This is a genomic window from Natronomonas gomsonensis (genome assembly GCF_013391635.1).
Taxonomy (GTDB): domain Archaea; phylum Halobacteriota; class Halobacteria; order Halobacteriales; family Haloarculaceae; genus Natronomonas; species Natronomonas gomsonensis_A.
Window position 1 is genome coordinate 1,468,664 of record NZ_JACAWU010000002.1, and the last position, 23,965, is coordinate 1,492,628.

General features: G+C 64.1%; 20 protein-coding genes. 9 read left to right on the top strand and 11 right to left on the bottom strand.

All coding sequences use genetic code 11. The annotated features are described in order from the left end of the window. Positions 1-9 precede the first annotated feature (9 nt). Positions 10-1,782 carry a site-2 protease family protein gene (locus HWX69_RS16185; RefSeq protein WP_178918075.1) on the top strand — a complete coding sequence of 591 codons (1,773 nt, stop codon included), beginning with the start codon at positions 10-12 and terminating at the stop codon, positions 1,780-1,782. A gap of 39 nt (positions 1,783-1,821) precedes the next feature. On the opposite strand, the gene HWX69_RS16190 is transcribed toward HWX69_RS16185, so the two are convergent. Continuing rightward, on the bottom strand, positions 1,822-2,076 hold the full coding sequence (locus HWX69_RS16190) for a DUF7123 family protein (RefSeq protein WP_178918076.1): 255 nt from the start codon (positions 2,074-2,076) through the stop codon (positions 1,822-1,824). After that, on the bottom strand, positions 2,073-2,324 hold the full coding sequence (locus HWX69_RS16195; RefSeq protein ID WP_178918077.1) for a hypothetical protein: 252 nt from the start codon (positions 2,322-2,324) through the stop codon (positions 2,073-2,075). The genes HWX69_RS16190 and HWX69_RS16195 overlap by 4 nt, the downstream gene beginning before the upstream one ends. A 262-nt stretch (positions 2,325-2,586) precedes the next feature. Between HWX69_RS16195 and HWX69_RS18410 the strand changes: the two genes are divergently transcribed. Together HWX69_RS18410 and HWX69_RS16205 are read left to right on the top strand one after the other, a co-directional pair. Further along, positions 2,587-4,812 carry a heme-binding protein gene (locus tag HWX69_RS18410; protein WP_178918078.1) on the top strand — a complete coding sequence of 742 codons (2,226 nt, stop codon included), beginning with the start codon at positions 2,587-2,589 and terminating at the stop codon, positions 4,810-4,812. 81 nt (positions 4,813-4,893) lie between these two features. Further along, positions 4,894-5,127: a hypothetical protein gene (locus HWX69_RS16205; protein ID WP_178918079.1), complete on the top strand. Its 234-nt coding sequence runs from the start codon at positions 4,894-4,896 to the stop codon at positions 5,125-5,127. Between the two features lie 30 nt (positions 5,128-5,157). Here HWX69_RS16205 and pan2 read toward each other — a convergent pair whose 3' ends face one another. From pan2 to HWX69_RS16235, 6 genes are all read right to left on the bottom strand, one after another. Further along, positions 5,158-6,375 (bottom strand): proteasome-activating nucleotidase Pan2, encoded by a 1,218-nt coding sequence (pan2, locus tag HWX69_RS16210; RefSeq protein ID WP_178918080.1) that lies wholly within the window; start codon positions 6,373-6,375, stop codon positions 5,158-5,160. A 120-nt stretch (positions 6,376-6,495) separates the two neighbouring features. Beyond that, on the bottom strand, positions 6,496-8,283 hold the full coding sequence (gene pepF, locus HWX69_RS16215; RefSeq protein ID WP_178918081.1) for an oligoendopeptidase F: 1,788 nt from the start codon (positions 8,281-8,283) through the stop codon (positions 6,496-6,498). A 37-nt stretch (positions 8,284-8,320) separates the two neighbouring features. Then, positions 8,321-9,127 (bottom strand): tRNA pseudouridine(38-40) synthase TruA, encoded by an 807-nt coding sequence (truA, locus tag HWX69_RS16220; protein WP_178918082.1) that lies wholly within the window; start codon positions 9,125-9,127, stop codon positions 8,321-8,323. A gap of 69 nt (positions 9,128-9,196) precedes the next feature. Beyond that, entirely contained in the window at positions 9,197-10,501 is a 1,305-nt protein-coding gene (aceB, locus tag HWX69_RS16225) for a malate synthase AceB (RefSeq protein ID WP_178918363.1), read from the bottom strand. A gap of 142 nt (positions 10,502-10,643) precedes the next feature. After that, positions 10,644-11,714 carry an isocitrate lyase gene (gene aceA, locus HWX69_RS16230; protein WP_218644808.1) on the bottom strand — a complete coding sequence of 357 codons (1,071 nt, stop codon included), beginning with the start codon at positions 11,712-11,714 and terminating at the stop codon, positions 10,644-10,646. Between the two features lie 292 nt (positions 11,715-12,006). After that, the gene (locus HWX69_RS16235) at positions 12,007-12,951 is read right to left on the bottom strand and encodes a ferritin family protein (RefSeq protein WP_246286527.1); all 945 of its coding nucleotides are present in this window, start codon (positions 12,949-12,951) and stop codon (positions 12,007-12,009) included. Positions 12,952-13,061: 110 nt separating this feature from the next. On the opposite strand from HWX69_RS16235, the gene HWX69_RS16240 reads away from it, so the two are divergent. Next, the gene (locus HWX69_RS16240) at positions 13,062-13,709 is read left to right on the top strand and encodes a helix-turn-helix domain-containing protein (protein WP_178918083.1); all 648 of its coding nucleotides are present in this window, start codon (positions 13,062-13,064) and stop codon (positions 13,707-13,709) included. Here HWX69_RS16240 and HWX69_RS16245 read toward each other — a convergent pair whose 3' ends face one another. Continuing rightward, positions 13,710-14,663, bottom strand: a complete 954-nt coding sequence (locus HWX69_RS16245) for an ABC transporter permease subunit (protein ID WP_178918084.1) — start codon at positions 14,661-14,663, stop codon at positions 13,710-13,712. 119 nt (positions 14,664-14,782) lie between these two features. Here HWX69_RS16245 and HWX69_RS16250 point away from each other — a divergent pair, with 119 nt between their 5' ends. The 4 genes from HWX69_RS16250 to HWX69_RS16265 are packed head-to-tail and all read left to right on the top strand — an operon-like array spanning position 14,783 to position 18,563. Then, entirely contained in the window at positions 14,783-15,931 is a 1,149-nt protein-coding gene (locus HWX69_RS16250) for an ABC transporter permease (protein WP_178918085.1), read from the top strand. Then, on the top strand, positions 15,928-16,899 hold the full coding sequence (locus HWX69_RS16255; RefSeq protein ID WP_178918086.1) for an ABC transporter ATP-binding protein: 972 nt from the start codon (positions 15,928-15,930) through the stop codon (positions 16,897-16,899). Before HWX69_RS16250 ends, HWX69_RS16255 begins: the two co-directional genes overlap by 4 nt. Further along, positions 16,896-18,155: an oligopeptide/dipeptide ABC transporter ATP-binding protein gene (locus HWX69_RS16260; RefSeq protein ID WP_178918087.1), complete on the top strand. Its 1,260-nt coding sequence runs from the start codon at positions 16,896-16,898 to the stop codon at positions 18,153-18,155. The genes HWX69_RS16255 and HWX69_RS16260 overlap by 4 nt, the downstream gene beginning before the upstream one ends. Before the next feature lie 24 nt (positions 18,156-18,179). After that, a complete protein-coding gene (locus tag HWX69_RS16265) occupies positions 18,180-18,563 on the top strand; it encodes a DUF7475 family protein (protein ID WP_178918088.1) in 384 nt (127 codons plus the stop codon). Here the strand turns inward: HWX69_RS16265 and HWX69_RS16270 are convergent, their stop codons facing one another. Beyond that, positions 18,564-20,678 (bottom strand): type II secretion system F family protein, encoded by a 2,115-nt coding sequence (locus HWX69_RS16270; RefSeq protein ID WP_178918089.1) that lies wholly within the window; start codon positions 20,676-20,678, stop codon positions 18,564-18,566. It abuts the gene before it with no gap. Next, a complete protein-coding gene (locus HWX69_RS16275) occupies positions 20,675-22,597 on the bottom strand; it encodes a type II/IV secretion system ATPase subunit (RefSeq protein WP_218644809.1) in 1,923 nt (640 codons plus the stop codon). Before HWX69_RS16275 ends, HWX69_RS16270 begins: the two co-directional genes overlap by 4 nt. 138 nt (positions 22,598-22,735) lie before the next feature. Here HWX69_RS16275 and HWX69_RS16280 point away from each other — a divergent pair, with 138 nt between their 5' ends. Further along, positions 22,736-23,962, top strand: coding sequence for a DUF7289 family protein (locus HWX69_RS16280; protein WP_178918090.1), 1,227 nt, complete (start codon positions 22,736-22,738; stop codon positions 23,960-23,962). Positions 23,963-23,965 lie beyond the last annotated feature (3 nt).

Here is a 23,965-nt window from a genome sequence, read left to right on the forward strand (position 1 = left end):
GGAACTGTAATGAACACGCTGCTGTGGATACTGGTCGGCGTCCTCATCTACACCTCGGTGGCGATGGCGCTAAACGCCCGCGGAGTGTTGCCGTCGTCGTTCCGGGTGTCGGGGCCGATTTTGACCATCCACACGAAACGCGGGCGGGCCGCCCTCGAGTGGCTCGCCAAACCCAAGCGGTTCTGGCGCGCGTGGGGCAACCTCGGCGTCGGTATCGCCGTCGTCATCATGGTCGGGTCGTTCGTCGCCGTGTTGTTCTCGGCGTTCAGCGCGATTACCTCCCCCGAAGCCGCCCGCATCGCCCGCCCACAGGACGCACTCGTCATCCCGGGCGTCAATCAGTTCCTCCCGTGGGCCGCCGCCATCGACATCCTCGTCGGCCTCCTCGTGGGGCTCGTCGTTCACGAGGGGGGCCACGGGCTCCTGTGTCGCGTCGAGGACATCGAAATCGAGTCGATGGGCGTCGCGCTGCTGGCGTTCATCCCGCTCGGTGCCTTCGTCCAACCCGACGAGGAGAGCCAGCGGTCGGCCGACCGCGGCGGCAAGACGCGGATGTTCGCCGCGGGCGTGACGAACAACTTCCTCGTCACCGCCGTCACGTTCGCGCTGCTGTTCGGCCTCGTCGCCGGCCTCGTCACCGTGGTCCCGGGCGTCGCAATCGGCGGAACGCTACCGGGGTCGCCGGCCGGCGACGCCGGCATCGACCGCGGCGACGTCATCACGGGCGTCGACGGCCAATCGGTCGACGATCAGGCGTCGTTCGACGCCGCCCTCGCCGAGGCGGACCGGGAGGTGACCGTCGAGCGCCGAAGCGGCGAGACCGTCACCGTCCAGCGCCGCCTGATGGTCACCCGTGCGGTCGTCGACGCACCGTTCGGAACCGAGACCACAATCGAAGCCGTCGACGGCGAACCGGTGTACACCCAATCGGCGTTCGAAGCCGCCGTCTCCGGCAACGAGGTCGTCGAGTTGGACACCGACGACGGGACGGCGCAGTTCCCGGTCGGCGTCTTCGTCAGTGCGGTCCCGGCCGACGACCCACTGGGGGCCGACGGCGGAGCGCCCGACAGGCCGATGCTCGTCCACAGCGTCGGCGGCGAACCGACGCCGACACCCGAGGCGCTCTCGACGGTGCTTCAGGAGACCGAGCCCGGTGATACCGTCGAAGTCGTCGCCTACCACGGCGACGGCACCGACCCCTGGAACGGTGAGCGCCACGTCTACGAAGTGACGCTGGGCGAAAACCCACAGGGTGAGTACGGCTACCTCGGCGTCGGCGGCATCCAGCAGGGCACGAGCGGAATCGTCGTCGACGACTTCGGTATCGACACCTACCCGGCCTCGCAGTATCACGCCCTCCTCGGAGGCAGTGGCTGGGGCGACGACCCCATCTCGACGTTCATTTCCCGAACCTTCGCCGTGCTCGTCTTGCCGTTCGCCAGCGTCGTCGACCCCAACCTCGCGTACAACTTCGCGGGATTCAACGGCGAGATATCGAACTTCTATTCGGTGTCCGGCCCGCTCAGCGCCGGCGTCGTCTTCGGACTCATCAACGTGCTGTTCTGGACCGGCTGGGTCAATCTGAACCTCGGCATCTTCAACTGCATCCCGTCGTATCCGCTCGACGGCGGACACATCCTTCGGTCGGCGGTCGAGGCCACGATAGCACGACTGCCGATGGAACCCGACCCGGCCGTGGCAACGGCGGTGACCGTCGCCATCAGCGCCTCGATGATACTCAGTCTCCTCGGGATGCTGTTCGTGCCGCAGCTACTGGGGTAGGACGGAAGCAAAAACGGAGACCGGCGAGCGCCGAGATACTCAGGCCGAGGAGATTCGCCACGTGGTCGCGGAGGTGTAGGACCACTTCTCGATGGTGAGTCCGGGGACCGACCCCTGAAGATTCGACAGCAGCGCGCCGATTTCCTTCGGGGAGAGCTCCACGTCGTCGGCGATGAACTTCCCTTTGATGTAGAGGTCGCCGTCGTTACGTTCGGCCTCCGCACGGAGGTACTCGACGAGTCGCTTCGCCTTCCGGGAGCGATACGGCGATTGGGTGGAGGCGTTCGTACTCATCGTTGGGGGGCGTGGCCGTGACCGACGACCGCACAGACGGCGTTCAGCGCCAGTGCACCAGCGAGGGCTTCGGGGTACTGTCCGGCCAGTCCCGTCGCCAGCCCAGCGATGACGACGAGCGGTAGCAGGGCGGCGGCCCAGAACGCGGCCGCGCGGACGCCGGTGGTGAGTCGTTCGATGCATCCGGACACCAACTGCGGGAGTCCGGGCGTGATGGAGGGGGCGTTCGATTGGGTGGCGCTCGACATTGGGGGTCTCCTCGCTTCTCTCTGGGGCCGCCACCCCCATATAAACGCCAGAGCCTTGCGATGAATTCAGCATCGTTCGCGCAGTTCTCGACGTTTCAGCCGCCAAAATGACTCGTCTAGAGATCGTCCGAGAGTCTTTTAGAACTTTTATAGAGCAATTTAACGTGTTATCTCCGGGGGAACTGAAGGGACGACGGCTCCGGAACGCTCGGTCTTCGCCGGACTCAAAAGCCCCATTATCCGGCCGTCCGAACGTCCGCTCATGGTACGACGACGACCGCCGGGAACCGAAGAAGGGTGGTACGCGCTCCACGACCTCCGCCGTATCGACTGGGACGCGTGGCGCGAGGCACCCGAACGGACCCGACAGCGGGCGCTCGAAGAGGGTATCGACTATCTGCAGAACCACGAGGCGGTGGTCGACGCCGAGGAGGGCGGGTCGGCCGTCTTCTCCATCGTCGGTCACAAGGCCGACCTCATGATACTGCATCTGCGACCGACGCTGGAACACCTCGACCGCGCCGAGCGGCGCTTCGAGTCGACGGCACTCGCCGAATTCACCGAACGTGCCTCCTCGTACGTCTCCGTCACCGAGGTCTCGGGGTACATGCACGAGGACCTCACCGACGGCCTCGATGACATCGAGGACGCGGGGATGCGCAACTACATGAAACAGCGCATATATCCGGAGATTCCGGACGCCGAACACGTCTGTTTCTACCCGATGGACAAGCGCCGCGGCCCCGAGAACAACTGGTACGACCTCCCCTTCGAGGAGCGCAAGGAGTACATGTCCGCCCACGGCGACATCGGTCGGGAGTACGCCGGCAAAGTGACCCAAATCATCACCGGCAGCGTCGGCCTCGACGACCACGAGTGGGGCGTCACGCTGTTCGCCGACGACATGACCGACATCAAACACCTGCTGTACGAGATGCGATTCGACCCCTCCTCCTCGAAGTTCGCGGAGTTCGGCCCCTTCTACGTCGGCCGTCGGTTCCCGTCGTCTGACCTCGGGGCGCTGTTCGCCGGCGAGACCGTCCCGGCCGACGACAGCGTCGACGCCGCCCATCCACACGCCGAAAGCGAAGACGACCACGGCACCGACGAGAACGACGACACCGGCGGGCGGCCCTCGACCGATGCCGACCACGAGGTGGTCGCACCCAGCACGTTCACCCGGAGGACCGGCACCTACGGCGTCGACGTAGCCGAGACGGACGCGGGCTACGGTCTCCTCTTCGAATCCGACGCCGACGCCGACGTCCTCGAAGAGTCCGTCGACGAGTTGCGGGGCAACTTCGACCACTACGACACCCACGTCCTCACCGAAGTCCGAACGAGCGACGAATCTGTGGCCATCGTCTCGCTGTGGGCCAACGAACGCGCCGCCAACACCGCATCCGGCTTCCTCGCCGATCTGCCGGGCGTCACTGGCGGCGTCGGGGCGCCGCTCGACACCGAGGAAATCACCACAGACGACTCCGAAGACGAACACGAATCCTCGGGCGGCCGCCCCGACACCGGCGGCCCCGAACACGAGGAAGTCGACGCCGAGGAGTTCCAGCGTCGCGTCCACCGCTTCGGCATCGACTTGACGGAGCACCCCGACGCAGGCTACGCCTTGCTGTTCCCCTCCGACACTCCCGCGGAGGACCTCGTCGACGAGGTCGACGGACTCCGAGGGAACTTCGAGCACTACGACACCCACGTCCTCACGACCGTCCGTGCCGACTCCGGTGACACCGCCGTCATCTCGCTGTGGGCCAACGAACGCGCCGCCAACACCGCATCCGGCTTCCTCGCCGACCTCCCCGGTTCCGGTCCCGGCGTGGGCGCCGCTCTCGGGGACGACTCGGACGACGGCGCCGACGACGCCGACACCCACGGCACCGACGAGGACGACGACATCCGCGGGGAACTGGAGGAGTTGAACATCTACGCCGGACAACCGCACGGCGAAGACGTCTACGCCCTGGTGTTGTACTCCGAGGCCGACCCCGAAGCGCTCCGTGAGGAACTCGACGGCCTCCGTGAACGGTTCGAACACTACGACACCCACGTCAAATCCGCCGTCTACGCCGGTGAACACGATGGCGACCGAACCGCAATCGTCTCCATCTGGGAGACCAAGGAGGCCGCCGACACCGCCGGCGGGTTCCTCTCGGAGTTGCCCGGCGTCGTCGCCCGCGCCGGCGAGGAAAGCGGCTTCGGCACGATGGGAATGTTCTACACCGTCAAACCGGAGTACCGCGAGGAGTTCGTCGACACCTTCGAGGACGTCGGCGACGCTCTCGACGGCATGGAGGGCCACTTCGACACGCGGCTCATGGTCAACGAAACCGACGAGAACGACATGTTCATCGCGAGCCACTGGCGCGAGAAGGACGACGCCATGGCGTTCTTCCGCTCGGAGGACTTCCGGGAGACCGTCCAGTGGGGCCGGGAAGTCCTCGACGGCCGACCGCGACACGTCTTCCTCGCCTAACCCCCGGAAGCCGCTTCCGCGTTAGGTTCGAGAGACGAGTCAGGGTTAGGGTTTTTATCGAGTTGTGAACCACCGGATTGTATGGCGCTTGATGCGATTCGGAACCTCGCGATTGCTCGTATCGGTCGCTTCCTGTTTTCGGCGTTGCTCGTCGGTATCGTGTTCGTCGTCGCGTTCAGCCTCGCCTTCGGGACGGACGCGCTGGTGGCGCTTGGACTCCCGAGAGACATCGCGGGCCCCATCATCACCCTCCTCGTAATCGCGGCCTGCGTCTACGGCCTCTACTGGTTCGCGACGCGGATGATAGACTGGTAATACACCGAACGGCAGCGAAACGGGAGTCAGTCAGTAGAACGCGATGGGCTTTCCGGGGGATTCCTCGCGAGTGACCTTATCGAGGGCTTCGAGGAAGTCGGCCTCGGCCACTTCGGTACGGTTGTCCCGGATGGCGAACATGCCGGCCTCGGTGGCGAGACTCTCCAGTTCGGCGCCCGAGAGACCCTCGGTCTCCTCGGCGAGTTCCGCGAGGTCGACGCTGTCGGCGAGGTTCATCCGCTGGGTGTGGATGCGGAGGATCTGTGTCCGTCCCTCGACGTCGGGTTCGGGCACTTCGATGAGGCGGTCGAAGCGGCCGGGCCGCAGGATGGCGCGGTCGAGCATGTCGAAGCGGTTCGTCGCCGCGATGATGGAGATGTCCCCGCGCTGGTCGAAGCCGTCCATCTCGGAGAGGAGTTGCATCATCGTCCGCTGGACCTCGGCGTCGCCGGAGGTCTTCGACTCCGTCCGTTTGGAGGCGATAGCGTCGATTTCGTCGATGAAGATGATGGCGGGTTCGCGTTCCGCGGCCAACTCGAAGAGGTCACGGACGAGGCGTGCGCCCTCGCCGATGAACTTCTGGACCAGCTCGGAGCCGGCCATCTTGATGAAGGTGGCGTCGGTCTGGTTCGCGACGGCCTTCGCCAACATCGTCTTCCCCGTCCCCGGCGGCCCGTGCAGCAGGACGCCAGTCGGCGGTTCGATGCCGACGGAGTCGAACTTCTCGGGGTTGGTGAGCGGGTCCTCGACGGCTTCCCGGACCTCCTGAATCTGGCTCTCGAGGCCACCGATGTCGTCGTAGTCGACGCCCGGTTTCTCCGAGATCTCCATCGCTTGTGCTCGGGCGTCCGTCTCGGTGTCCAACAGCGTCTGGATGGCGAAGGAGTCGTTGATGGCGACGCGGTCGCCGGCCTCGATGCGGTCGTACAGCCGCGGCGAAACGTCCGTGAGGACTTCCTGGTTGTTGCCGTGCTGTTTGAGCAGCGCCTGGTCGTCGGTGAGTTCCTCGACCGTCGCGATGTACAAAGAAGAGGTTTTCAGCGCCTCGTTTTCCTCCTGGAGCGTCGAAACCTCCTCGCGGAGTTCCGACTGCCGCGACCGTGCGGACTCCAGTTGTGCCGACAGTTCATCGTGGACACGTGCGACGTCGATGTAGTGGTCCCGAAGCGCCGAGAGCCGTTCTGACTCCGACATCTCGGGGTCGAGGTCCAGCGTCGGCCGGTCGGGGAGCGAAGGACTATGCGACATTGATGGCTGGTACGCGTTCGAGATTAAAAGTGGCTTTGGGTGTGGGAGACGCTTGCGGTAGGAGTTGACACACCGCCTGCGCGGGAATTCGTCCGATTCAAACGGTCGAAATACTCGTAGCTACTCGAGTCGCTCGAACTCGGCGACCATCTCGTCGTAGGTCTCGATGGCCGACTCGACCGGGGCCGGTGAGGACATGTCGATTCCGGCGGTTTCGAGCAGTTCCAGTGGGTACCCGCGAGAGCCCGACTGCAGGAATTCGCGGTAGTCGGCCGCCGCCCCCTCGCCGTCTTCACGGATGCGGTCGACGATGGCGTTGGCAGCCGAGATGCCCGTCGCGTACTGGTAGACGTAGTAGGCGCGATAGAAGTGCGGGATGCGCATCCACTCGCGGGCGATGCGGTCGTCGACATCGGCGGGGTCGTAGTAGTCCTCCTTGAGGTCGCGATAGATGCCGTCGAGTCGGTCCGGGGTCAGCGCCTCGCCGGCCTCGCTCAGTTCGTGGGCGCGGTGTTCGAAGGAGGCGAACATCGTCTGGCGGAACAGCGTCGACCGGAACCGTTCGAGGTACTCGTCGATGACGTGCCGACGGAACGTCTCGTCGTCGACGGTCTCCAGCAGGTGGTGGGTGAGCAACGCCTCGTTGACCGTCGAGGCGACTTCCGCGACGAATATCTCGTAACCCGAATACACGTAGGGCTGTTCCTCGCTCGTCAACTCCGAGTGCATCGAGTGGCCGAGTTCGTGGGCCAGCGTGTACATCGAGGCGATGTCGTCCTGGTAGTTCATCAGGATGTAGGGCTGGCTGTCGTAGGTGCCGCCGCTGTAGGCTCCCGACTGCTTGTTCGCCGTCTCGTAGACATCGACCCATCGCGACTCCAAGCCCTCCGCCATCCGTTCCTGATAGGCGTCGCCGAGCGGTTCGACGGCCTCGATGACGTGGTCTTTGGCCTCCTCGTAGGGGAGGTCGGGACTTTCGGAATCAGCGAGCGGCGCGTAGAGGTCCCACATCTTCAACTCCCCGACGTCGAGGGCGTCGCGTTTCAGTTCGGCGTGTCGATGGAGTACGTCGAGGTTCGACTCCACCGTCTCGACCAGCGTGTCGTACACGTCGGCGGGGACGTTCGGGCCGTCCAGGGCCGCCTCCCGAGCGGAGTCGTAGTTCCGCGCCGCCGCGAGTTTCGAGTCGGCCTTCACGCTGTTTTTGTAGGCCGTGCCGACCGAGTTGCGGTACTCGCTCCACTCGTCGTAGAACGCCTCGTACACCCGCCGGCGAACGTCTCGGTCCGGGTGTTTCTGGAGTTTCGTGAAGTTCGACAGCGTGATGCGCCGCGGCTCGCCGTCGACATCGACCGAGGGGAACTCCATGTCGGCGTTCGTCAGCATGTTGTACACGTCGCCGGCCGCGCCCGTCACCTCGCTCAAATCCGCCAGCAGTTCCTCGATTTCCGCTGACCGGGTGTGGGGTTTCATCCGCAACACGTCGTCGAAGTAGTGGTCGTACTCCGCGAGGTCGGGGTTGGATGCGACGAACTCGTCTATCGCCTCGCGGTCCAGCGACTGCAGTTCGGGTTCGATGAAACTCGCCGCACTGGAGGCATCCGCCGCCAGCGACTGCGACCGCGCCGACAGCGCCTGATACCGCTGGTTCGTCGTATCCTCGTCTTTCCGCATCCGCGCGTAGGCGGCGACGTTCGACACCTCACGCATCACCGACTCCCGGAGTTCCAGTATCTCCTGAAGCGTTTCGGCGTCCTCGGCGACACGGCCCTCGTAGGCCCTGAGGTCCTCGAGTCGCTCTTCGACCGCCTCGTAGGCGTCCTCCCACTCCTCGTCGTCGGCGAAGAGGTCCGTGAGGTCCCACGTGTACGCCTCGTCGATGTCGCTCCGTTCCGGAACCGAACTCATGGCCACGGCTACGAAGCGTGTCTTTCTAAACCCGTCGTCATTCCCGCTGGCAGTCGCCGGCGAGGGTCTCCGCGACACGTACGCCCGTCAACCGCTCTCGGCGCCGCCGGTCAAACACTTCGTGGGCGCTCTCGGCAGCGGTCGCGTCGACAGTGAACTCGATACCGGGATAGCGAACGTCGAGCAACACCAGCGGTTCGGGAGCAGCAGGGGCGACCCCCTCGGGGCCGGAGAGCCGCTCCGCCGAGAGGACCCTGTCGAGGAACCCCGCCTCGCGCTCGCCGGTCGCGAGGGCTTCGAGCAACGACACCACCCGTCGGACGAGTTCCCGAGCGAACCCGCCGGCCCGACAGTCGACGACGAGGAACGGGCCCTCGCGTTCGACGCCCACCGAGAGGTCCCTTTCGGTTCCCGTCTCGTCGGGCGTGAGGTTGTGGAAGTCGTGTTCCCCGGAGAGTCGCCTACAGACCTCGGCGGCCCGCTCGACATCGAGGTCCGGCGCGTACAGGAAGTACCGATACGTCCGCTCGACGGCGTCGTGGGTGGCGTGAAACGACGCCGGAACGTCGGCGTCGGCCCACGCCCGCACGTCGGCCGGCAGTTCGCCGTTGAGCGCCCGCGGCCGGAGCCACTCGGGTGCCTCGAAGGCGACCGTCTGGGCGCGGGCGGAGACACCGGCGTCGGTCCGACCCGCGGCGGCGTAGCCGACCGGCGACCCGTCTTCGAAGCCGACACCGAGGTCCGACAGCGCCTCGAACAGCGTATCTTCGACGGTGTTGCCGTGAGGCTGGCGCTGATACCCTCGATAGCCGGTCCCGTCGTAGGCCACCCGAAAGGCGCGCATACCGAGACGAGAGGCCCGCCGACTCTTGGCAGTGTCGGCCCGGCGTCGAAAGAAATGAGACGCGTGTCCTCAGTTACCGACTTCGACCGCGCGCTCGACGACGTCCTCGCTGTACAGTTCCGCGAGGTCGTCGTGCTGGTCGGGGCGGTTCTCGTAGACGTCCTGGAACAGCGCGATGGGCGTCATGAGGGCCTGGTAGGTCGCCTCGTCCCACATGCGGTCCTTGGCGACGTCGACCTCGACGCCGTCGATGCGGACGGTCGCCGACTGGGTCATCGCGATTGCGCCCTTGCCGGCTTCCTTGGCGGCCTCGAACTCCTCCATGGAGTCGACGATGTCGTCCATGCTGGGGACGTAATCGAGCAGGCCGAGCAGCTCCTCGTGGAGCGCCTCCTCGTCGTCGAGTTCGTAGGTATCGGAGCCGACCGTCAGCGTGTAGCCGTCGCCGGTCTCTTCGAGACTGATGCGGTCGCCCTCGTAGGCTTCGACGCCGTCGACGCTTTCGAGTTCGACCTCGCGGCCGTCGGCGTCGATGAGCCAGCTCCCCTCGGCGGGCGGCAGCGGCGACTGGTTGGCCTCGACGACCTGACCGGGCGTCAGCGACCAGATACCGAGCATCCCCATGGCGTTGTTCGCCTCGATGCGGTCGTGGTACCCCTCGACGTTGCGGATGTCGTCAAAGGGACCGTCGACGGCGATGAGGCCGTTGGCGCTTGCGCCGCGGGAGGTGTTGTGGCGGAGTTCCTTCCACTCCGGCAGTTCGCCGGTGGGCGTGATGGCGCGCATGTCCTTGGTGTAGTCGACTTCGCCGTCGACGAGCAGGAACATGCGTTCGAGGTTGTTGGTCGGCTTGCCCATCTCGTCGCGGAGCTTGCCCATCGCGAGTTCGGCCGACCCGCTCTCGATGATGACCGACATCTTGAGGCTGCCTTCCTCGAGGCCGTGTTCGTTCTCGACGATGGTGAAGAACTCGTCGGCCTTCTTCCAGTCATCGATGTCGCCGACTTCCGGGATGACGAAGCCGTCGATGTCGTCGACGGCGCCGTTTGCGGGGTCGGCGATTTCGAGCATGTGCTGGAAGCCCTGATAGCGCGTCTCGGGGCTGTCGCGGTGCCAGACGACGCGGGGGTGAATCTCGCCGGGGAAGTCGGCGCCGTTCTCCGAAACCACGTCGATGATGTTCTGGGCGCCCTCGTCGCGCATGTTCGGCGCGGTGGCGTCCTCGTTGTCCGGGACCCACACGTCGGGGGCCTGCATGCCGCGGAGCTGGGAGGCGTTTGCGAGCATCTTCGCGGAGTCGTCTTCGCCCTCGACAGCAGTCGGGGTCGTGAAGAACGTTCGGACGAACTTCCGCTCGTGTCGTCGTTTGTCGATTGCAGTCATCTGAGTCACTCGGAGAGATTCACCCGCGGTTATTAAAGGTGGCCGAATCGGCTTCATTGACGGTCCTATCGGCGGGTACAGTAGTGACTCGGCGTGCGTCGAAAGAAAGGAAACTCGTCGGTCGAGGGAGCCGTTAGTCGTCGTCCTGCTCGGACGTGAGCGGCTCGTTCTCGTCCTCGGTGAAGCCCGCGGACTTCTCCATCCGTTCCTTGGCCTCGGGGTCGAACTGCGCCTCGATGTCCTGGAAGCGGGAGACGAACGAAAGCTCGTGGTGGCTCTCGGTTTCGTGGCCGAGGTAGCGACCTTCGAGGTCGAACTGTGCTTCCTCGTCGTTCTCGGCGATGTTCGCCATGTCCTCGTAGACGGCGTGTGCGCCGGAGTGCAGGGCGTACAGCGTGATGAAGATGTACTGGTAGCCGAGATCACCCAGTTCCTGGAACGTGAGCGGGTCCTCCTCCTCGCTCCACGCGAAGGAGCTGGAGTAGTTGAACGCGAGGTCCAGGTCGGGGTGGGTCTCGTGGATGGTCTCGGCGTAGTTGACGGCGTCCTCGCGGGACGGGTCGGGCATCTCGGGCCAGACGAGGTCGACGCCGGCGTCGGCGTAGATGCGGCCACGCTCGAGGTGCTCTTCCCAGTCGCCGTTGGCGGAGCCGTAGGCGTCCGTTCGGGCGATGATGACGGTGTCTTCGGACTGCTTGGCGTCGACGGCCGCGCTGAAGCGGGCCTTGGCGTCCTCTCGGGAGACGATCTGCTTGCCAGCGATGTGGCCACAGCGCTTGGGCGTCGTCTGGTCCTCGATGTGGACTGCAGCGACGCCGGCCTTCTCGTACTCTCGGACGGCTCGGCGGACGTTGTGGATGCCACCGTAGCCGGTGTCAGCGTCGGCGACGACCGGCAGGTTCGTCGCTTCGACGATGCGCTTTGCGTTCTCGACCATCTCGGTCATCGTGACCATCTCGAGGTCCGGGAAGCCGAACTGGCCCAGAACCGTCGAGTAGCCCGACATGTACGCGGCGTCGAGGCCGGCCATCTCGGCGAGGCGGGCGTCGAGGGCGTGGTAGAGACCGGGCGCGAACGTGAAGTCCTGCTTCTCGAACTTCTCGCGGAGTTCGCGAGCGGCCGGGTTGTCAACGTCTCGAACGATCGATTCGGTGTTCTGGACTCGGCTTGCGACCTTGTCCTCTCCGTCGTTGTCGTGTGCCATGGTTGGATGTAGATTACCGGGACCGAACGGCAGCGCCTTCGAGTCGCCGGATTTGGTTCCTGAGTTCCTCTAGCCCCGAATCCTCCGAACGGGTCTCCGGGAAGCGGGGCTGGGAGTCACTCATCTTGTGCACTCGTGAAGAGCGGGGACTGGTACAAAACCCTTATGAATTATAATGTTAATACTGGCTAGACTGTTTGGAGTCTTTAAGGGATTGGGATTCTCTAACACCCCTTGGCGAGGCGAAACGAAATCTTCGTTTCTGTCGCTGAGACGAAGGAAACCGGCTGAATCAGTCGGCCGCAGCGGGCTCGTCGTCGAGGGCGACGAGTTCTTCGACGTCCGGAATCGTCGCCTGCTGGTCGGTGATGATTTCGATGCGGCGGGTGAGCTTCTCGCTGGCGTAGTCGACCAGCGGTAGTGGGTTGATGACCTCGTCGGTCGCACTGACCGTCTCGGCGACGAGCGGCATCAGTTCCTGAAGTGTGTCCCGGACGATTTGCTCGTCGACGCCGTCTTCGGCGAGGTGAGCCTGGACCTTCTGCATCCCGAAGCCGACGTGTCGGCCCTCGTCGGAGCGGATGAAGGAGATGCCTTTCACCAGTCCATCGAGATGTGGGAGGTCCTCTTTGGCCACGTCGTCGCTTCCTCGCTCCGACATCGAGGAGGTGATGCCGTAGTAGCCGGTCTGAGCCAGCACGGACTCGACGACGAGGTGGTAATGGCAGTACGCACGCACGCGGTTTTCGGGAGTGTCGTCGGTCAGAAGCGTCTCCATCGCCTCTTCGGTCCGGTCGAATAACTCGATGTAACCGTCGAGGAAGAACCGCTGGTCGGTCGGGGCGACCTGCTCCCAGCCGCGTTCTTCGGCGACCGGCAGGATGACCTCTCGCCAGTAACGGTCGAAGAACTGGGTGTGTTTTGCCTCCTCGTAAATCTGGCTGGAGACGAACATCTGGTCGTTGATGTCGTCCAGCGTGAGCATCAGCGGCGCGAGGTCCTCCGTGACCGCCTCCTCGCCGGCGCCGAACAGCGCGACGGTCTGCATCAAATCGCCGAACGCCGACTCGTCCAGTTCTTCGCTTTCGACGAGTCGTTTCCGGTCTTGCTCCAACAATTCCTGTTCAATGTCCTCGTATGGGTCCCAGTGGTTGTAGACGGCGTGTTTGAAGTAGCCACCGCCGACGGTGTCGGGGTCGATTCGCATTTCTCGGGTCGTGTCTTCTATCTGCGTCATACCACCACGGAGGGCGGAACGAGCAATCGTCGTGTCGCCCGCCATCCGAGGGGTGTTTAAAAGCGATGTGTGAGCACAACACTAAGGCACCCCGGCGCGCACCTGGGGGTATGCGCTATGCGACCGTCGTCATCTCGCCGGAGGGAGGGGGCCTCCAGCCGGCGGACCAAGCACTCGCCGGCGACCCGACGGTCACCCGGGACGCGATTCACCAGATAAACCTCCTCTCGGACGGCAGTTGCGTGTCGCTGTACAGCGTCCGGGGAAGTCTCGACGCCGTCGCCGAGATATTGGACGAGCAGGACGACGTCATCGCCCACGACGTCTCCGGCGACCACGAGGGGTTGGCGTACATCCACTTCCAGCCCACGGAGACGGTCCGACGCCTGCTGTCGATTACACAGGACAACGAGATCGTCCTGAAGACGCCCATCGACTGTCTGGAGTCGGGCGGCGTCCGGGTGACGCTCGTCGGCGACGACGGCACCATCCAGCGGGTCGTCGACTCGATTCCGGACTCACTGACCCTGTCGCTGGAAGGCATCGGCGACTACCACCCCGACTCCGAGCAACTGTTTTCGGTGCTCACCGAACGCCAACAGGAGATACTGGAGGCCGCCGTCGAGATGGGGTACTACGAGGTGCCGCGCAACGCGACCCACGAGGACATCGCCGGCGAGGTGGGCGTCTCGGCGGGCACCGTCGGCGAACACCTCCGAAAGGTCGAGGGAAAGGTGCTGTCGACGCTCGTCCAGTAGTCACGACTCGGTTCGGGGGTCGAGCGTCGCCGAGACGAAATCCTGCAGGAGATTTCCGACGACGCCAACCAGTACGACGACGTACGTTATCGCCAACAGGACGGGCACGTCGCGGTCGTAGACGGAGGTGAGCACGAGCGACCCGAAGCCGTCGATGCCGAACACCGATTCGATGACGAAGACGGCGACGAGCAGGGCGGCCAGCAGTTCGGCGAACAGCAGCGCGAACAGCGGCGGTGCGGCGTTTTTCAGGACGTGACGCGCCACCCGCCGGTCGGAGCCTCCCTTCGCTCTGACCAACTTCACGAACGCCGTGTCGACGTGTTCGTTCGCGCTCGCCCGCGTGTAACTCACCATCGCACCGGTCAGCGTCGTCGACAGCAACACGACCGGGAAGACGTGTTTCGTCCAGACGTTGTCGGCGATGGTGCCGTACTCCGCATAGAGGGTGAAGTCCCCGAAGGTAAGCAACACGAGAAAGCCGAGGAAGAAGTTCGGCACCGCGAGTGCGACGTAGGCACCGAGTCGGCCGAGGCGGTCACCCCTCGACCCGGGAGTGAGGGCACCGTACAATCCCAAAGCGATGCCCGAAAGCACCGCGAGCACCGTCGCTGGAACGACGTACTGGGCGGTCCGCCAGAGCCCGTCGGCGACCATCTCACGGACCGGTTCTCCCGTGACGAACGACTCGCCCCACTGGAACGTCGGAATCGTCGTCATCCACTCGGCGTACCGGGCGCTTATCGGGCGGTCCTGTCCCCGCTGTTCGAGGTACCGCTCTTCGATGGCTTCGAGTTCGGCCTCGTCGGCCCCGCCGTAGGCCGCCGCACCGAGGAGCCCACCGAGTTGGGAATCCGGTGCGACGACGACGAGCAGGAACGTCGACGAGAGGACGAGCCACACCACGACGACCGAAAACAGCAGGCGGCGGGCGAGCAGTCGCGTCGTGTTCACGGAACCACCCCCGAACGGCGGGCGTGCTGACGACTGGAGGGCATCGTGGCGAGTCAACAGGCCACGAGGGGGTTAAAGTTTTGTGTGCGCGGCCACCCCGTAGAGACGTTCCGCCCTCCATGCCGCCCGACCGGATGCCGACGTTCGAACCGCGCGAGTCAAGCGACGACCGGCACCTCTCCGCGCCGCTCGCGACGCTGTTCGCCGGCCTCGGAACCGTCACCGCACTGTACCTCTACGACCGCTATCTCCCCGGGGCGTACCTCGTCTTCGGCTGGAGCGTCGAGCGACTGGAATGGCTGTTCCTCCTGTCGGTCGCGGTCGTCCTCGCCATCGCCGTTTCGGTCGCGGGGAACCGCCGGCGCTCCCTGCGGGTGTGGCGGCGATTCCGACGCGACACAGGGGCGGTCGTCGCCCTGGTCGTCCTCCTCGCTATCCTGCTGTCGGGGCTTTTCGGCCCCTTCGTCCGCCCCACCTCCCACAACCTCCTGCACTCGACACAACCGCCGCTTTTCGCCTCCGTCCCCACCTCGGCGGTCACCGACTGCGTCGGACCGGTAGCCGAGGGACGGTGTCACGGCTCCCTCCGGTACCCGCTGGGCACCGACCACTTCGGTCGGGACGTACTCGCGTTGGTGTTCTCGGGGGCCCGCATCGCGACGATGCTGTCGTTCATCGCGGTCGGCCTCGTCGTGCCGCTGGCGACGCTCATCGGCCTCGTGTCGGGGTATCGCGGCGGTCGGGTCGACGACGCCCTCGTGACCGGCATCGACGCCCAACAGACCTTGCCCGCGGTCATCGTCTACATCCTGTTGGCCAGCCTCTCCAGTCGTAGTCTGGCGATGTTCGTCGCCCTCTTCGCCGTGTTCAGTTGGGGAAGCGCCGCCCGCCTCGTGCGCAGTGAGACACGCCAGCGCTCGGAGATGGGCTACGTGCTGGCCGCCCGGAACCTCGGTGCCGACACCGGCCACCTCCTGCGTCGACACCTGCTTCCGAACGTCTCCAACGCCGTCGTGACGGCGACGGCACATCTCGTTCCCGTCCTCGTGTTGACCGAGGCTGCCATCGCCTATCTCAGCCTTACGAACCCGGATTTGCTGTCGTGGGGGCGTACCGTCGCGGTCGCGACCGACCCCGAGTTGGCGCCGATTTGGGAGCAGTGGTGGGTCGCCCCGCCCGCGGTCGTCACCCTCGCCGCGATGGTCGTCGCTTGCAAGGTGGTCGGCGACGGACTCAGAGACGCCCTCGACCCACGAGGTGGACGATGACGCTGTTGTCGGTCGAGGGACTCCGCGTCGAGTTCCCGACCGACGAAGGGCCTGTCGAAGCCGTCGACGGCGTCGACTTCACCGTCGATCGCGGCGAAGTCGTCTGTCTCGTCGGTGAGACGGGGTCGGGGAAGACGGCAGCCTGTGAGGCGCTGACTCGAATCGCAGACGGCGCGGCGGTCGAGGGGTCGGTCCGCTTCGACGGCCGGGAGTTGACCGACTGCGACGACCGGACGCTCCGGTCGGTCCGCGGGGACCGAATCGCCCACGTCTTCCAGCAACCGGGGACGAGTCTTGACCCCGTCTACTCCGTCGGCGACCAAATAATCGAGGCGATACGCCTCCACGACGACGCCTCCCGGAGCGAGGCGAGGGCTCGCGCCGTCTCCCTACTCGAGGACGTGGGTATTGCCGCCCCCGCAGAGCGCATCGACGCCTACCCACACCAACTCTCCGGCGGGATGCGACAGCGGGTCGCCATCGCCGTGGCACTGGCGGCCGACCCCGACCTGCTCGTGGCCGACGAACCGACGACGGCGCTGGACGTGACGCTACAGGCCGGCCTGCTGGAACTCCTCCGGGAGTTGAGTTCTGACCGCGACCTCGCGGTGTTGCTCGTCACTCACGACCTCGGCGTCGTCGCGGAGTTGGCCGACCGGGTGGTCGTCCTCTACGGCGGTCGTGTGATGGAACGCGGCGGCGTCGGGGCGCTGTTCGACCGGCCGGCCCACCCTTACACCCGGCTTCTGTTCCGGTCGCTTCGGGGAGACGCCGAGGGCACCGACGACCGCCCGACACCCGCCGACGGCGGCTGTCCGTTCCGCTCGGAGTGCCCCCACGCCGTCTCCGACTGTGCGGACGGCTATCCCTCGTTCCACGCCGCCAACGGTGATGCGGGCCACGAAGTCGCCTGCGTCTTCTACGGCCCCGATTACGACATCGGGGCGCTCGGAGGTGAGGGGTCGTGAGCGACGGCGACCCCCTGTTATCGGTTCGGGACCTGAAAAAACACTATCCGGTCAAACGTGGGTTCCTTCGCCGGACGGTCGGCCACGTCAAAGCCGTCGACGGCATCGACCTGGAGTTGCGGCGCGGCGAGACCCTCGCGCTCGTCGGCGAGTCGGGGTGTGGCAAATCGACCGCCGCGCGGTCGCTGTTGCACCTCGAATCGCCGACAGACGGAGTGGTGCGCTTCGACGGGGAGTCGGTGGGGTCGTTCGACGACGCCGAGTTGAACCGGTTTCGCCGGCGCGCGCAGTTGCTGTTGCAGAACCCCGACGAGGCGTTCAATCCCCGGATTCCGATCGGCGACTCCGTCGCAGAGCCGATGGACATCCACGGCGTGAGCGACGTCGAGCGCCGCGAGGAACTCGTCGCCGACCGCCTCGAACGGGTCGGAATCGACCCCGAGACGGCCGATCGCTACCCACACGAGTTCTCAGGTGGGCAGAAGCAGCGCCTCGCGCTCGCGCGGGCGCTCGTCTTCGACCCCGATTTGCTCGTGGCCGACGAACCCACGAGCGCCCTCGACGAGCGCGTCCAGACGCGAATCCTCTCGCTGCTCGAAACGTTGCAGGCCCGCCACGACCTCGCCATCCTCTTTATCAGCCACGACATCCGCACGGTCCGTCGGTTCTGTGACCGCGTCGCCGTCATGTATCTCGGCGAAATCGTCGAACGAGGGCCGGTCGAGGCCGTCTTCGAGAACCCACAACACCCCTACACGCAGGCGCTGGTCGACGCCGTGCCGACGCTCGATCCCGGCGAGCGCGGGGCGGCGAAACCGCTCGGCGGCGACGTGCCGGACCCCGCCGACCCACCATCGGGCTGTCGGTTCCACACCCGCTGTCCCGTGGTCATCCCGCCCGAGGCGTTCGACATCGACGCCGAAACGTTCCGGACAGTACTGGACTTGCGACTCGCCGTCACCGCCGACGACATCGACGTCGAACGGCTTCGAGGGCGACTGGATGACGACGACAACGAACGCCTCCGGACGGCGCTCCGGGAGCGATACGGCGTTCCCGACCCCCTCTCCGACGGCGACGCCGAGCGGGCGCTTTCGTCAGCGCTCGATGCCCTCCTCGCTGGTGACGAGGGGGCCGCGCTGGAGCAACTGGAAACGTCGTTCACCACGGTGTGTGAGCGCCGCGAACCCGAGACCCACGAAACCCCCGGCAGCTCGGCGGCCTGTCACCGCCGTGACGAATCGTCGCCATTTTAGTGACTCCCCGCAGAAGCCGGGGCAATGGCTGCCGAGAGTTTCGAGTTGCGAGCCGTCGAGTGGACGCTCCCGAGAGCAGCCCTCGTCGTCCTGTCGTTCGTCAGCGCCGCCATCCACCTCGCGTTGGCGACGACGACGGGCAACCACATCTTCGCGGTGCTGGGGCTGGGGCTCCTCGCCGGCTTCGTCGTTTTCTTTACGAATTTCTGGAGTCCCGTGTTGTACCTCGTCGGGGCGATTTACATCAGCGTGATGACCATCGTCTGGGTTCTCGACGGCGCGCCAATGCTGACTCTGGGCATCGTCGACAAAGTCGTCCAAGCCGGCCTGTTCGTGCTGTTCGTGTACCTCCTGTTCGAGGAGGGCGGGACGAGAGGCGAGGCGGAAGCGTCCGACGACGAGGAGTGACTACACGAACGCGAACACCGCCAGCGCGACGAGCACCAGGGCGATGCTGTATTTGAGACCACTTCGAACGTCGCTGTCGGCGAGTTCGCCGATGATGAGCCCGGTCCCGACGGCCTGTACAAGCGCCGAGTGAAGGAACAGTGCGTTGTACGTCGACACGTCGCCGGCGCCGACGCTGATGAGTTGGTCGAGTTCGCCGCTTTCGGTCTCGCCGATGCGTTCGATGACCGGCGCGAGGAAACTCTGGTCGATGACCACGACGGTGCCGAGATAGACGAGAAAGCCGATGGCGACGACCGCGACGTACGTCTGGAGTTCCTGTTCGCGGGCCCGCTCCATCTGGATGCGATGTCGCGTGTCTTGGGCAGCGATTTTCAACACCTGATGGAGGTTCCCGGTCGACCGACTCCCCTCGGCGAGGATTTTGCAGGTCCGAGTCAACTGCGGGACGGCCATCCGGTCGGCCATCGACAACAGCGCACCGCGCATGTCGTGGTTCCAGCGAATGTCGTTTCGGACGTGGCGGAGTTCCTCGGCGAAGCGACCGGTCACGTTCCGGGCGACCAATCCGAACCCCTCGACGAGCGAGACGCCCATCTGGTTCGAACTCGCGAGGATGTCGAGCGCGTCGGGCAACCGCGACGCGACGTGGCGCCGCTGTCGGCGACTCTGCTCGTGAACGAACGCCATCGGCGTCGCCACGATGAGAAACGGCGCGACGAAAAACAGGCTCGTCATCCGGAACGGCGTCGAGAGGATCCCATCGACCGACGGAGCCCCGAAGACGACGGCGGCAACGGCCAGATACGCGACCGCGAGGGGGGCCGAGAACAGAAGCGTCAACCCCGGCCGCCGTCGCAGCGGCTTCAACGGACTCGACAGGAACTCGTCGAGCCGGCGACGGAGCCGGATTCGTCGGATAATGGTGTGCTGTGTTTCGTCGTCGAACCACTCGGTCGGCGAAGAGAGGTCCGAATCCGTGGTCACGCTGTGGTTCGGCGAGCGGTACGGCTCCGAGAGCATCGACACGAGGACGATGAACCCCAGCATCCCGAGCGGGATCACCAAGTACACGATGGCGAACAGCATGCTGAACCCTGCAGAGCCGAGGAACGTCATCATGATGAGCGTGATGATGAGAAACAGCGGCGCGGCGACGAAGGCGACGATGAACACTTCGCTGAGCATCGCCAGCGTCTCGAGGAACCGCTTCTGTTCCTCTTGGCTCCGCTGCATGTACTTGTCACTCTCGTCGCGGAGGAACTCGGTGACGTTCCCGCCGCTGTCGAGGACGCTGAGCATGTCGTCGAGGAACGTCTCCATGTTCTCGCTGGCCGTGAGGTTCCGGGCGTTGCGTATCGCCGTGAACAGGTCGTTGCCGAACACCTCCACGTCGCGGACGACCATGTCGAACTCGTGGGCCACCTCACCGTAGGTGTCTTCGGCCTCGGCCATCCGCTTCAGCACCGTGATGAAGTCCATCCCACCGTAGGAGAGCGCGTACATGTAGACGATGGCGTGCGGCAGCATTACGTCGATGTTCCGCCGTCGACTGTCGACCAGAATGTAGGGGTAGTAATACTGCGCAATCCACGTCACCATTGCACCGAGGAACATCAACAGGAGCGTCGCGGTCGCCCCGAAAAAGAACACCCGGTTGGCGGCGACGAACAACACGACATCGGACAGCACCGACCCGCTGGAGACCGAGATGGGCGATTCGATGCCCGCGAGGACACCCAACCGCGACAGCGCGACCGTCAAGCCGAGGCCCAACAGCGCACACAGCAACCCCACGAGGACCGAGTACAGCACGGTTCGCGTCAGGTACACGTCGTAGGACAGTCCGAGACGGGCCTGATTGAGACGACGCTGGAGACCGAAGTGATCGTCCGGGCGGGCTTTGAAGTACGTTCGGACTGGGCCGAACTTCTCGACCAACACCTTGCGTCGTGCGGTCGGAAGGCCGCTCGTGGGGAGGTACTGCTTTCGTTCGTACTCCGGCACCGGCAGTCGCTCTTCGGTTCCGCCGTCGCTGAGTGTGGTTCCGTCAGCCGCCTCATCCGACCCCTTCGGTCGGTCCGGCGCGTCTCTCTCGGAGTCGTCGTGGCTCATCGTCCGTCCTCGAATATTCCCTCGTCGGAGACCCCCTCTTCGAGCGTTCCCGCCGGCTGGAGTTCCCCGTTTTCGATGGCCTCCAACACGCGCTCTTCGTTTTCGATGAACGAGTGGATGACGCGGGCGACGTCCTCCCACCACGTGATGTCGTTCTCCAGGAGGTACTCCAGAACCCGCTTTCGGCCGTCGATAGCCGACTGCAGTTGCTTGGCCGACCACCCACGGTCGGCCGCGATTTCGTCGAGAACGTTCGAATCGAACTTCTCGTTGTAGCTGTCGTCTCTGGGATTCCACTCGAACACCTCGTTTGCGAGGATGTCGTCGCCCTCGCCGCCGCTGATTAACTCGGTGATGTTCTGGTTGCGCCGGACGCGCTCGTCGCCCAACAGCACCTGTTTTTGAATCGAGATGATGTCGAGTTCCTTTATCATCTGGGTCGGAACGCTGAGCGGTTCGTTCTCCAGTCGGTTGATGACGCCCATCACGGACTCGGAGTGAACCGTCGTGTACGCCGTGTGTCCGGTCGCCATCGCCTGGAAGAACGTGAGCGCGACCCGGGATTCGGTCCGAATCTCACCGACCAGCAGGTACTCGGGGCGTTGCCGGAGGGCGGTCTGGAGCTGTTGGTACATCGTCACCTCCCCGGAACCGTCGGCGGTCGCCGACTCCCGCGTCAGCGACTGCACCCAGTTTTCGTGCGGCAGCGACACCTCCTGAGTGTCCTCGATGGAGACGATTTTACTCTTCTTGGGGATGAAAAACGACACCGCGTTCAGCGAGGTGGTTTTGCCGGCGCCGGTCCCCCCGGCGAACATCAACGAGCGGTTGTTCTCGATGGCGAGCCACAGATACGCCATTTGCTCGACGGAGAACGTCCCCCAGTTGATGAGGTCGATCGGCGTATCCGGCACCGACGAGAACTGCCGAATCGTGAAGTTCGGTCCCCGGGTGGCGATTTCGCCGCCGAAGGTCAACTGCACCCGAGAACCGTCCGGTAGCGACGCGTCGACGAGTGGGTTCGACACCGAGAGGTGTTTGCCGGCCCGCTGGGCCAGTCGGGTGACGAACGAGCGTAGATCGGACTCGCCGAACGTGATGTTCGTATCCAGGTCGCGGTAATCCCGGTGGTAGACGAACACGGGCAGGTTCCGCCCGTCACAGGAGATGTCCTCGACCGCATCGTCCGACAGCAACGGGTCGATTCGCTCGTAGCCGACGAAGTCCCGACGGAGGTAGTAGGCGAGTTTGTGAATCGACAGCGCCGACAGCGACGCCGTGTGGTCGTCGATGAGTTCGATGACCCGCCGGTCGAACGTCGAGGCGCGTTCGGCCTCGTTGCCGAGGTCCTCGTACATCAGGTTGTTCCGAAGGATGCGCGTCAACTCCTCGAGGATGTACTCCTCGAAGGCCCCCAACGCCGGTTCCGTCACCCGGTAGTGGAGTTCGCCGTCGACGTCGCTCCGAAGAATCGACACGTACGCGTACGGCTCGTTGACCCAGTAGCGTTCCACTTCCTCGTGAGCGCGGAGATAACTGAAATCGAACCACTCCTCGCGAAGGGCGTCGGGGTCGGGCGTCTCGATCGGGAGTTCGTTCGTGATACCCGAGAACTCCACCACGTCGGCGATGACCTCGATTCGCGTCGGGTGGTCCCGAATCGGGTCGTCCATCGGAAGTCGGTCGACGCCCGTCCCGGGAACCTCCGAGAGGGAATCGTCACCACCGACGACGAGGTCGATGTAGTCCCTGAAGATGCGAGACGCTTCCCTGAGTCCGCTACGGTCCGACTTCGGAGTATGCGTTACGGACAGCTTTCCGGTGGATTCACTGTCAGTTACGCCCCCGTCGGAGGCTGTTTCGAACCCCTCCTCACCTGTACGACTCTCCGAGTCCCCCTCGCTGTCGTCACCCCACATACGTACATGATGTACGTTACCACACCTAAACTTTTGCTGTTGGTTTCACGTTCAGAAAACGGTCAATCGCGTTTAACGGCGTCCTACCACCCTGACAGTTGAAACATTTATGTATCACCACTGTAGAATTAGACTGGTATGGGGTGGGGTAACAATCGTGCGGTATCGGAAGTACTGGGAGCGATACTGCTGTTCGGCATCGTCGTCCTCGCATTGGGGAGCTATCAGGCGTTCGTCGTGCCACAGCAGAACGCCGAAATCGAATCGAACCACGACGCACAGGTGAGCAACGAGTTCGCCGAGATACAGCCCGCGATTAGCAACGCCGCCGCAAGCGGCAGGACGCGGACGACTTCGGTGACGTTGGGGACTCGGTATCCGGTTCGGGCCGCCGCGCTCAATCCGCCGACCGTTTCGGGGCAGTTGTCGACGGGTCCATCTGGGGATGTAGTCGTTGAGAATGATGGAAGCCCGGTCGATGCATGTGCATTAGATGATAGTAGAGAAGACAACACCGTACTTCGTTACAAAGCGAACTACAACGAACTAGGTGGTACCGGAGCGTTGGTCTACGAAAACGGGATTACCTATCGAGAGACGGATGGAAATCGACCGCTCGTAAAAAACGACCAACAACTTATCGACGAAAACACGATTAGACTGTTCCCACTCGTCTCTAAGGAATTTTCGACCGCTAGTTCGGGTAGTGAGTCATTACAATTCTACCCCGGAGAAACCGGTATTCAGACCTTTGAAGTGGCATCTGGTGACCAACTAAATATCTCCTTCCCATCGCAACTCAGTGATACAGAGTGGGAGAGAATTCTCGAGGATGCAGATGCCACCAAGTCCGGAAATACGATTACCGTGACACTCACACCGAGCGATGACACCGAATACACGGTTCGGTGTACACCAGTAGGGCTGGGGAGTTCACCAAAACAAAATGACCCCCCAGAAGAGAGAGCATACCCCAACCCATCCGGCGAAATAAACCCGGCCGGGACGGTGAAGCTCGAAGGACAAAGCTTAGACAAACCTAATAGTGCAATCGAAATGACTTTCAAGGCTGTTGATGAGAGCGTGAACTTTAGTGAAACTCGGTACAGTTTCTTTTACGCAGGTCCCGGTGGAGGGAATATTTCAACGATGACCAATATGACTGGCAACGGAGACGGCGGCTTGAGTGAAAATGCAGTCGTCGGAGAAGGATACGTGAATCTCAATTCGAGTATCGAAATCACGGAAAGTGGGACAACTGTGACTGCTAAATTCGATAACAATCCCAATCAAAAGAACCTCTTCGGCATCACGTTTATTATCGAAGAGACGGGCGAGCGTGCTCAGTACATCATCGGGGTCTAATCT

Bases quoted from the DNA above. Each gene is read 5' to 3' on its own strand.
- HWX69_RS16185 (WP_178918075.1), top strand. From the start codon at position 10: ATGAACACGCTGCTGTGGATACTGGTCGGCGTCCTCATCTACACCTCG.
- HWX69_RS16190 (WP_178918076.1), bottom strand. From the start codon at position 2,076: ATGAGTACGAACGCCTCCACCCAATCGCCGTATCGCTCCCGGAAGGCG.
- HWX69_RS16195 (WP_178918077.1), bottom strand. From the start codon at position 2,324: ATGTCGAGCGCCACCCAATCGAACGCCCCCTCCATCACGCCCGGACTC.
- HWX69_RS18410 (WP_178918078.1), top strand. From the start codon at position 2,587: ATGGTACGACGACGACCGCCGGGAACCGAAGAAGGGTGGTACGCGCTC.
- HWX69_RS16205 (WP_178918079.1), top strand. From the start codon at position 4,894: ATGGCGCTTGATGCGATTCGGAACCTCGCGATTGCTCGTATCGGTCGC.
- pan2 (WP_178918080.1), bottom strand. From the start codon at position 6,375: ATGTCGCATAGTCCTTCGCTCCCCGACCGGCCGACGCTGGACCTCGAC.
- pepF (WP_178918081.1), bottom strand. From the start codon at position 8,283: ATGAGTTCGGTTCCGGAACGGAGCGACATCGACGAGGCGTACACGTGG.
- truA (WP_178918082.1), bottom strand. From the start codon at position 9,127: ATGCGCGCCTTTCGGGTGGCCTACGACGGGACCGGCTATCGAGGGTAT.
- aceA (WP_218644808.1), bottom strand. From the start codon at position 11,714: ATGGCACACGACAACGACGGAGAGGACAAGGTCGCAAGCCGAGTCCAG.
- HWX69_RS16235 (WP_246286527.1), bottom strand. From the start codon at position 12,951: ATGACGCAGATAGAAGACACGACCCGAGAAATGCGAATCGACCCCGAC.
- HWX69_RS16240 (WP_178918083.1), top strand. From the start codon at position 13,062: ATGCGCTATGCGACCGTCGTCATCTCGCCGGAGGGAGGGGGCCTCCAG.
- HWX69_RS16250 (WP_178918085.1), top strand. From the start codon at position 14,783: ATGCCGCCCGACCGGATGCCGACGTTCGAACCGCGCGAGTCAAGCGAC.
- HWX69_RS16255 (WP_178918086.1), top strand. From the start codon at position 15,928: ATGACGCTGTTGTCGGTCGAGGGACTCCGCGTCGAGTTCCCGACCGAC.
- HWX69_RS16265 (WP_178918088.1), top strand. From the start codon at position 18,180: ATGGCTGCCGAGAGTTTCGAGTTGCGAGCCGTCGAGTGGACGCTCCCG.
- HWX69_RS16270 (WP_178918089.1), bottom strand. From the start codon at position 20,678: ATGAGCCACGACGACTCCGAGAGAGACGCGCCGGACCGACCGAAGGGG.
- HWX69_RS16275 (WP_218644809.1), bottom strand. From the start codon at position 22,597: ATGTGGGGTGACGACAGCGAGGGGGACTCGGAGAGTCGTACAGGTGAG.
- HWX69_RS16280 (WP_178918090.1), top strand. From the start codon at position 22,736: ATGGGGTGGGGTAACAATCGTGCGGTATCGGAAGTACTGGGAGCGATA.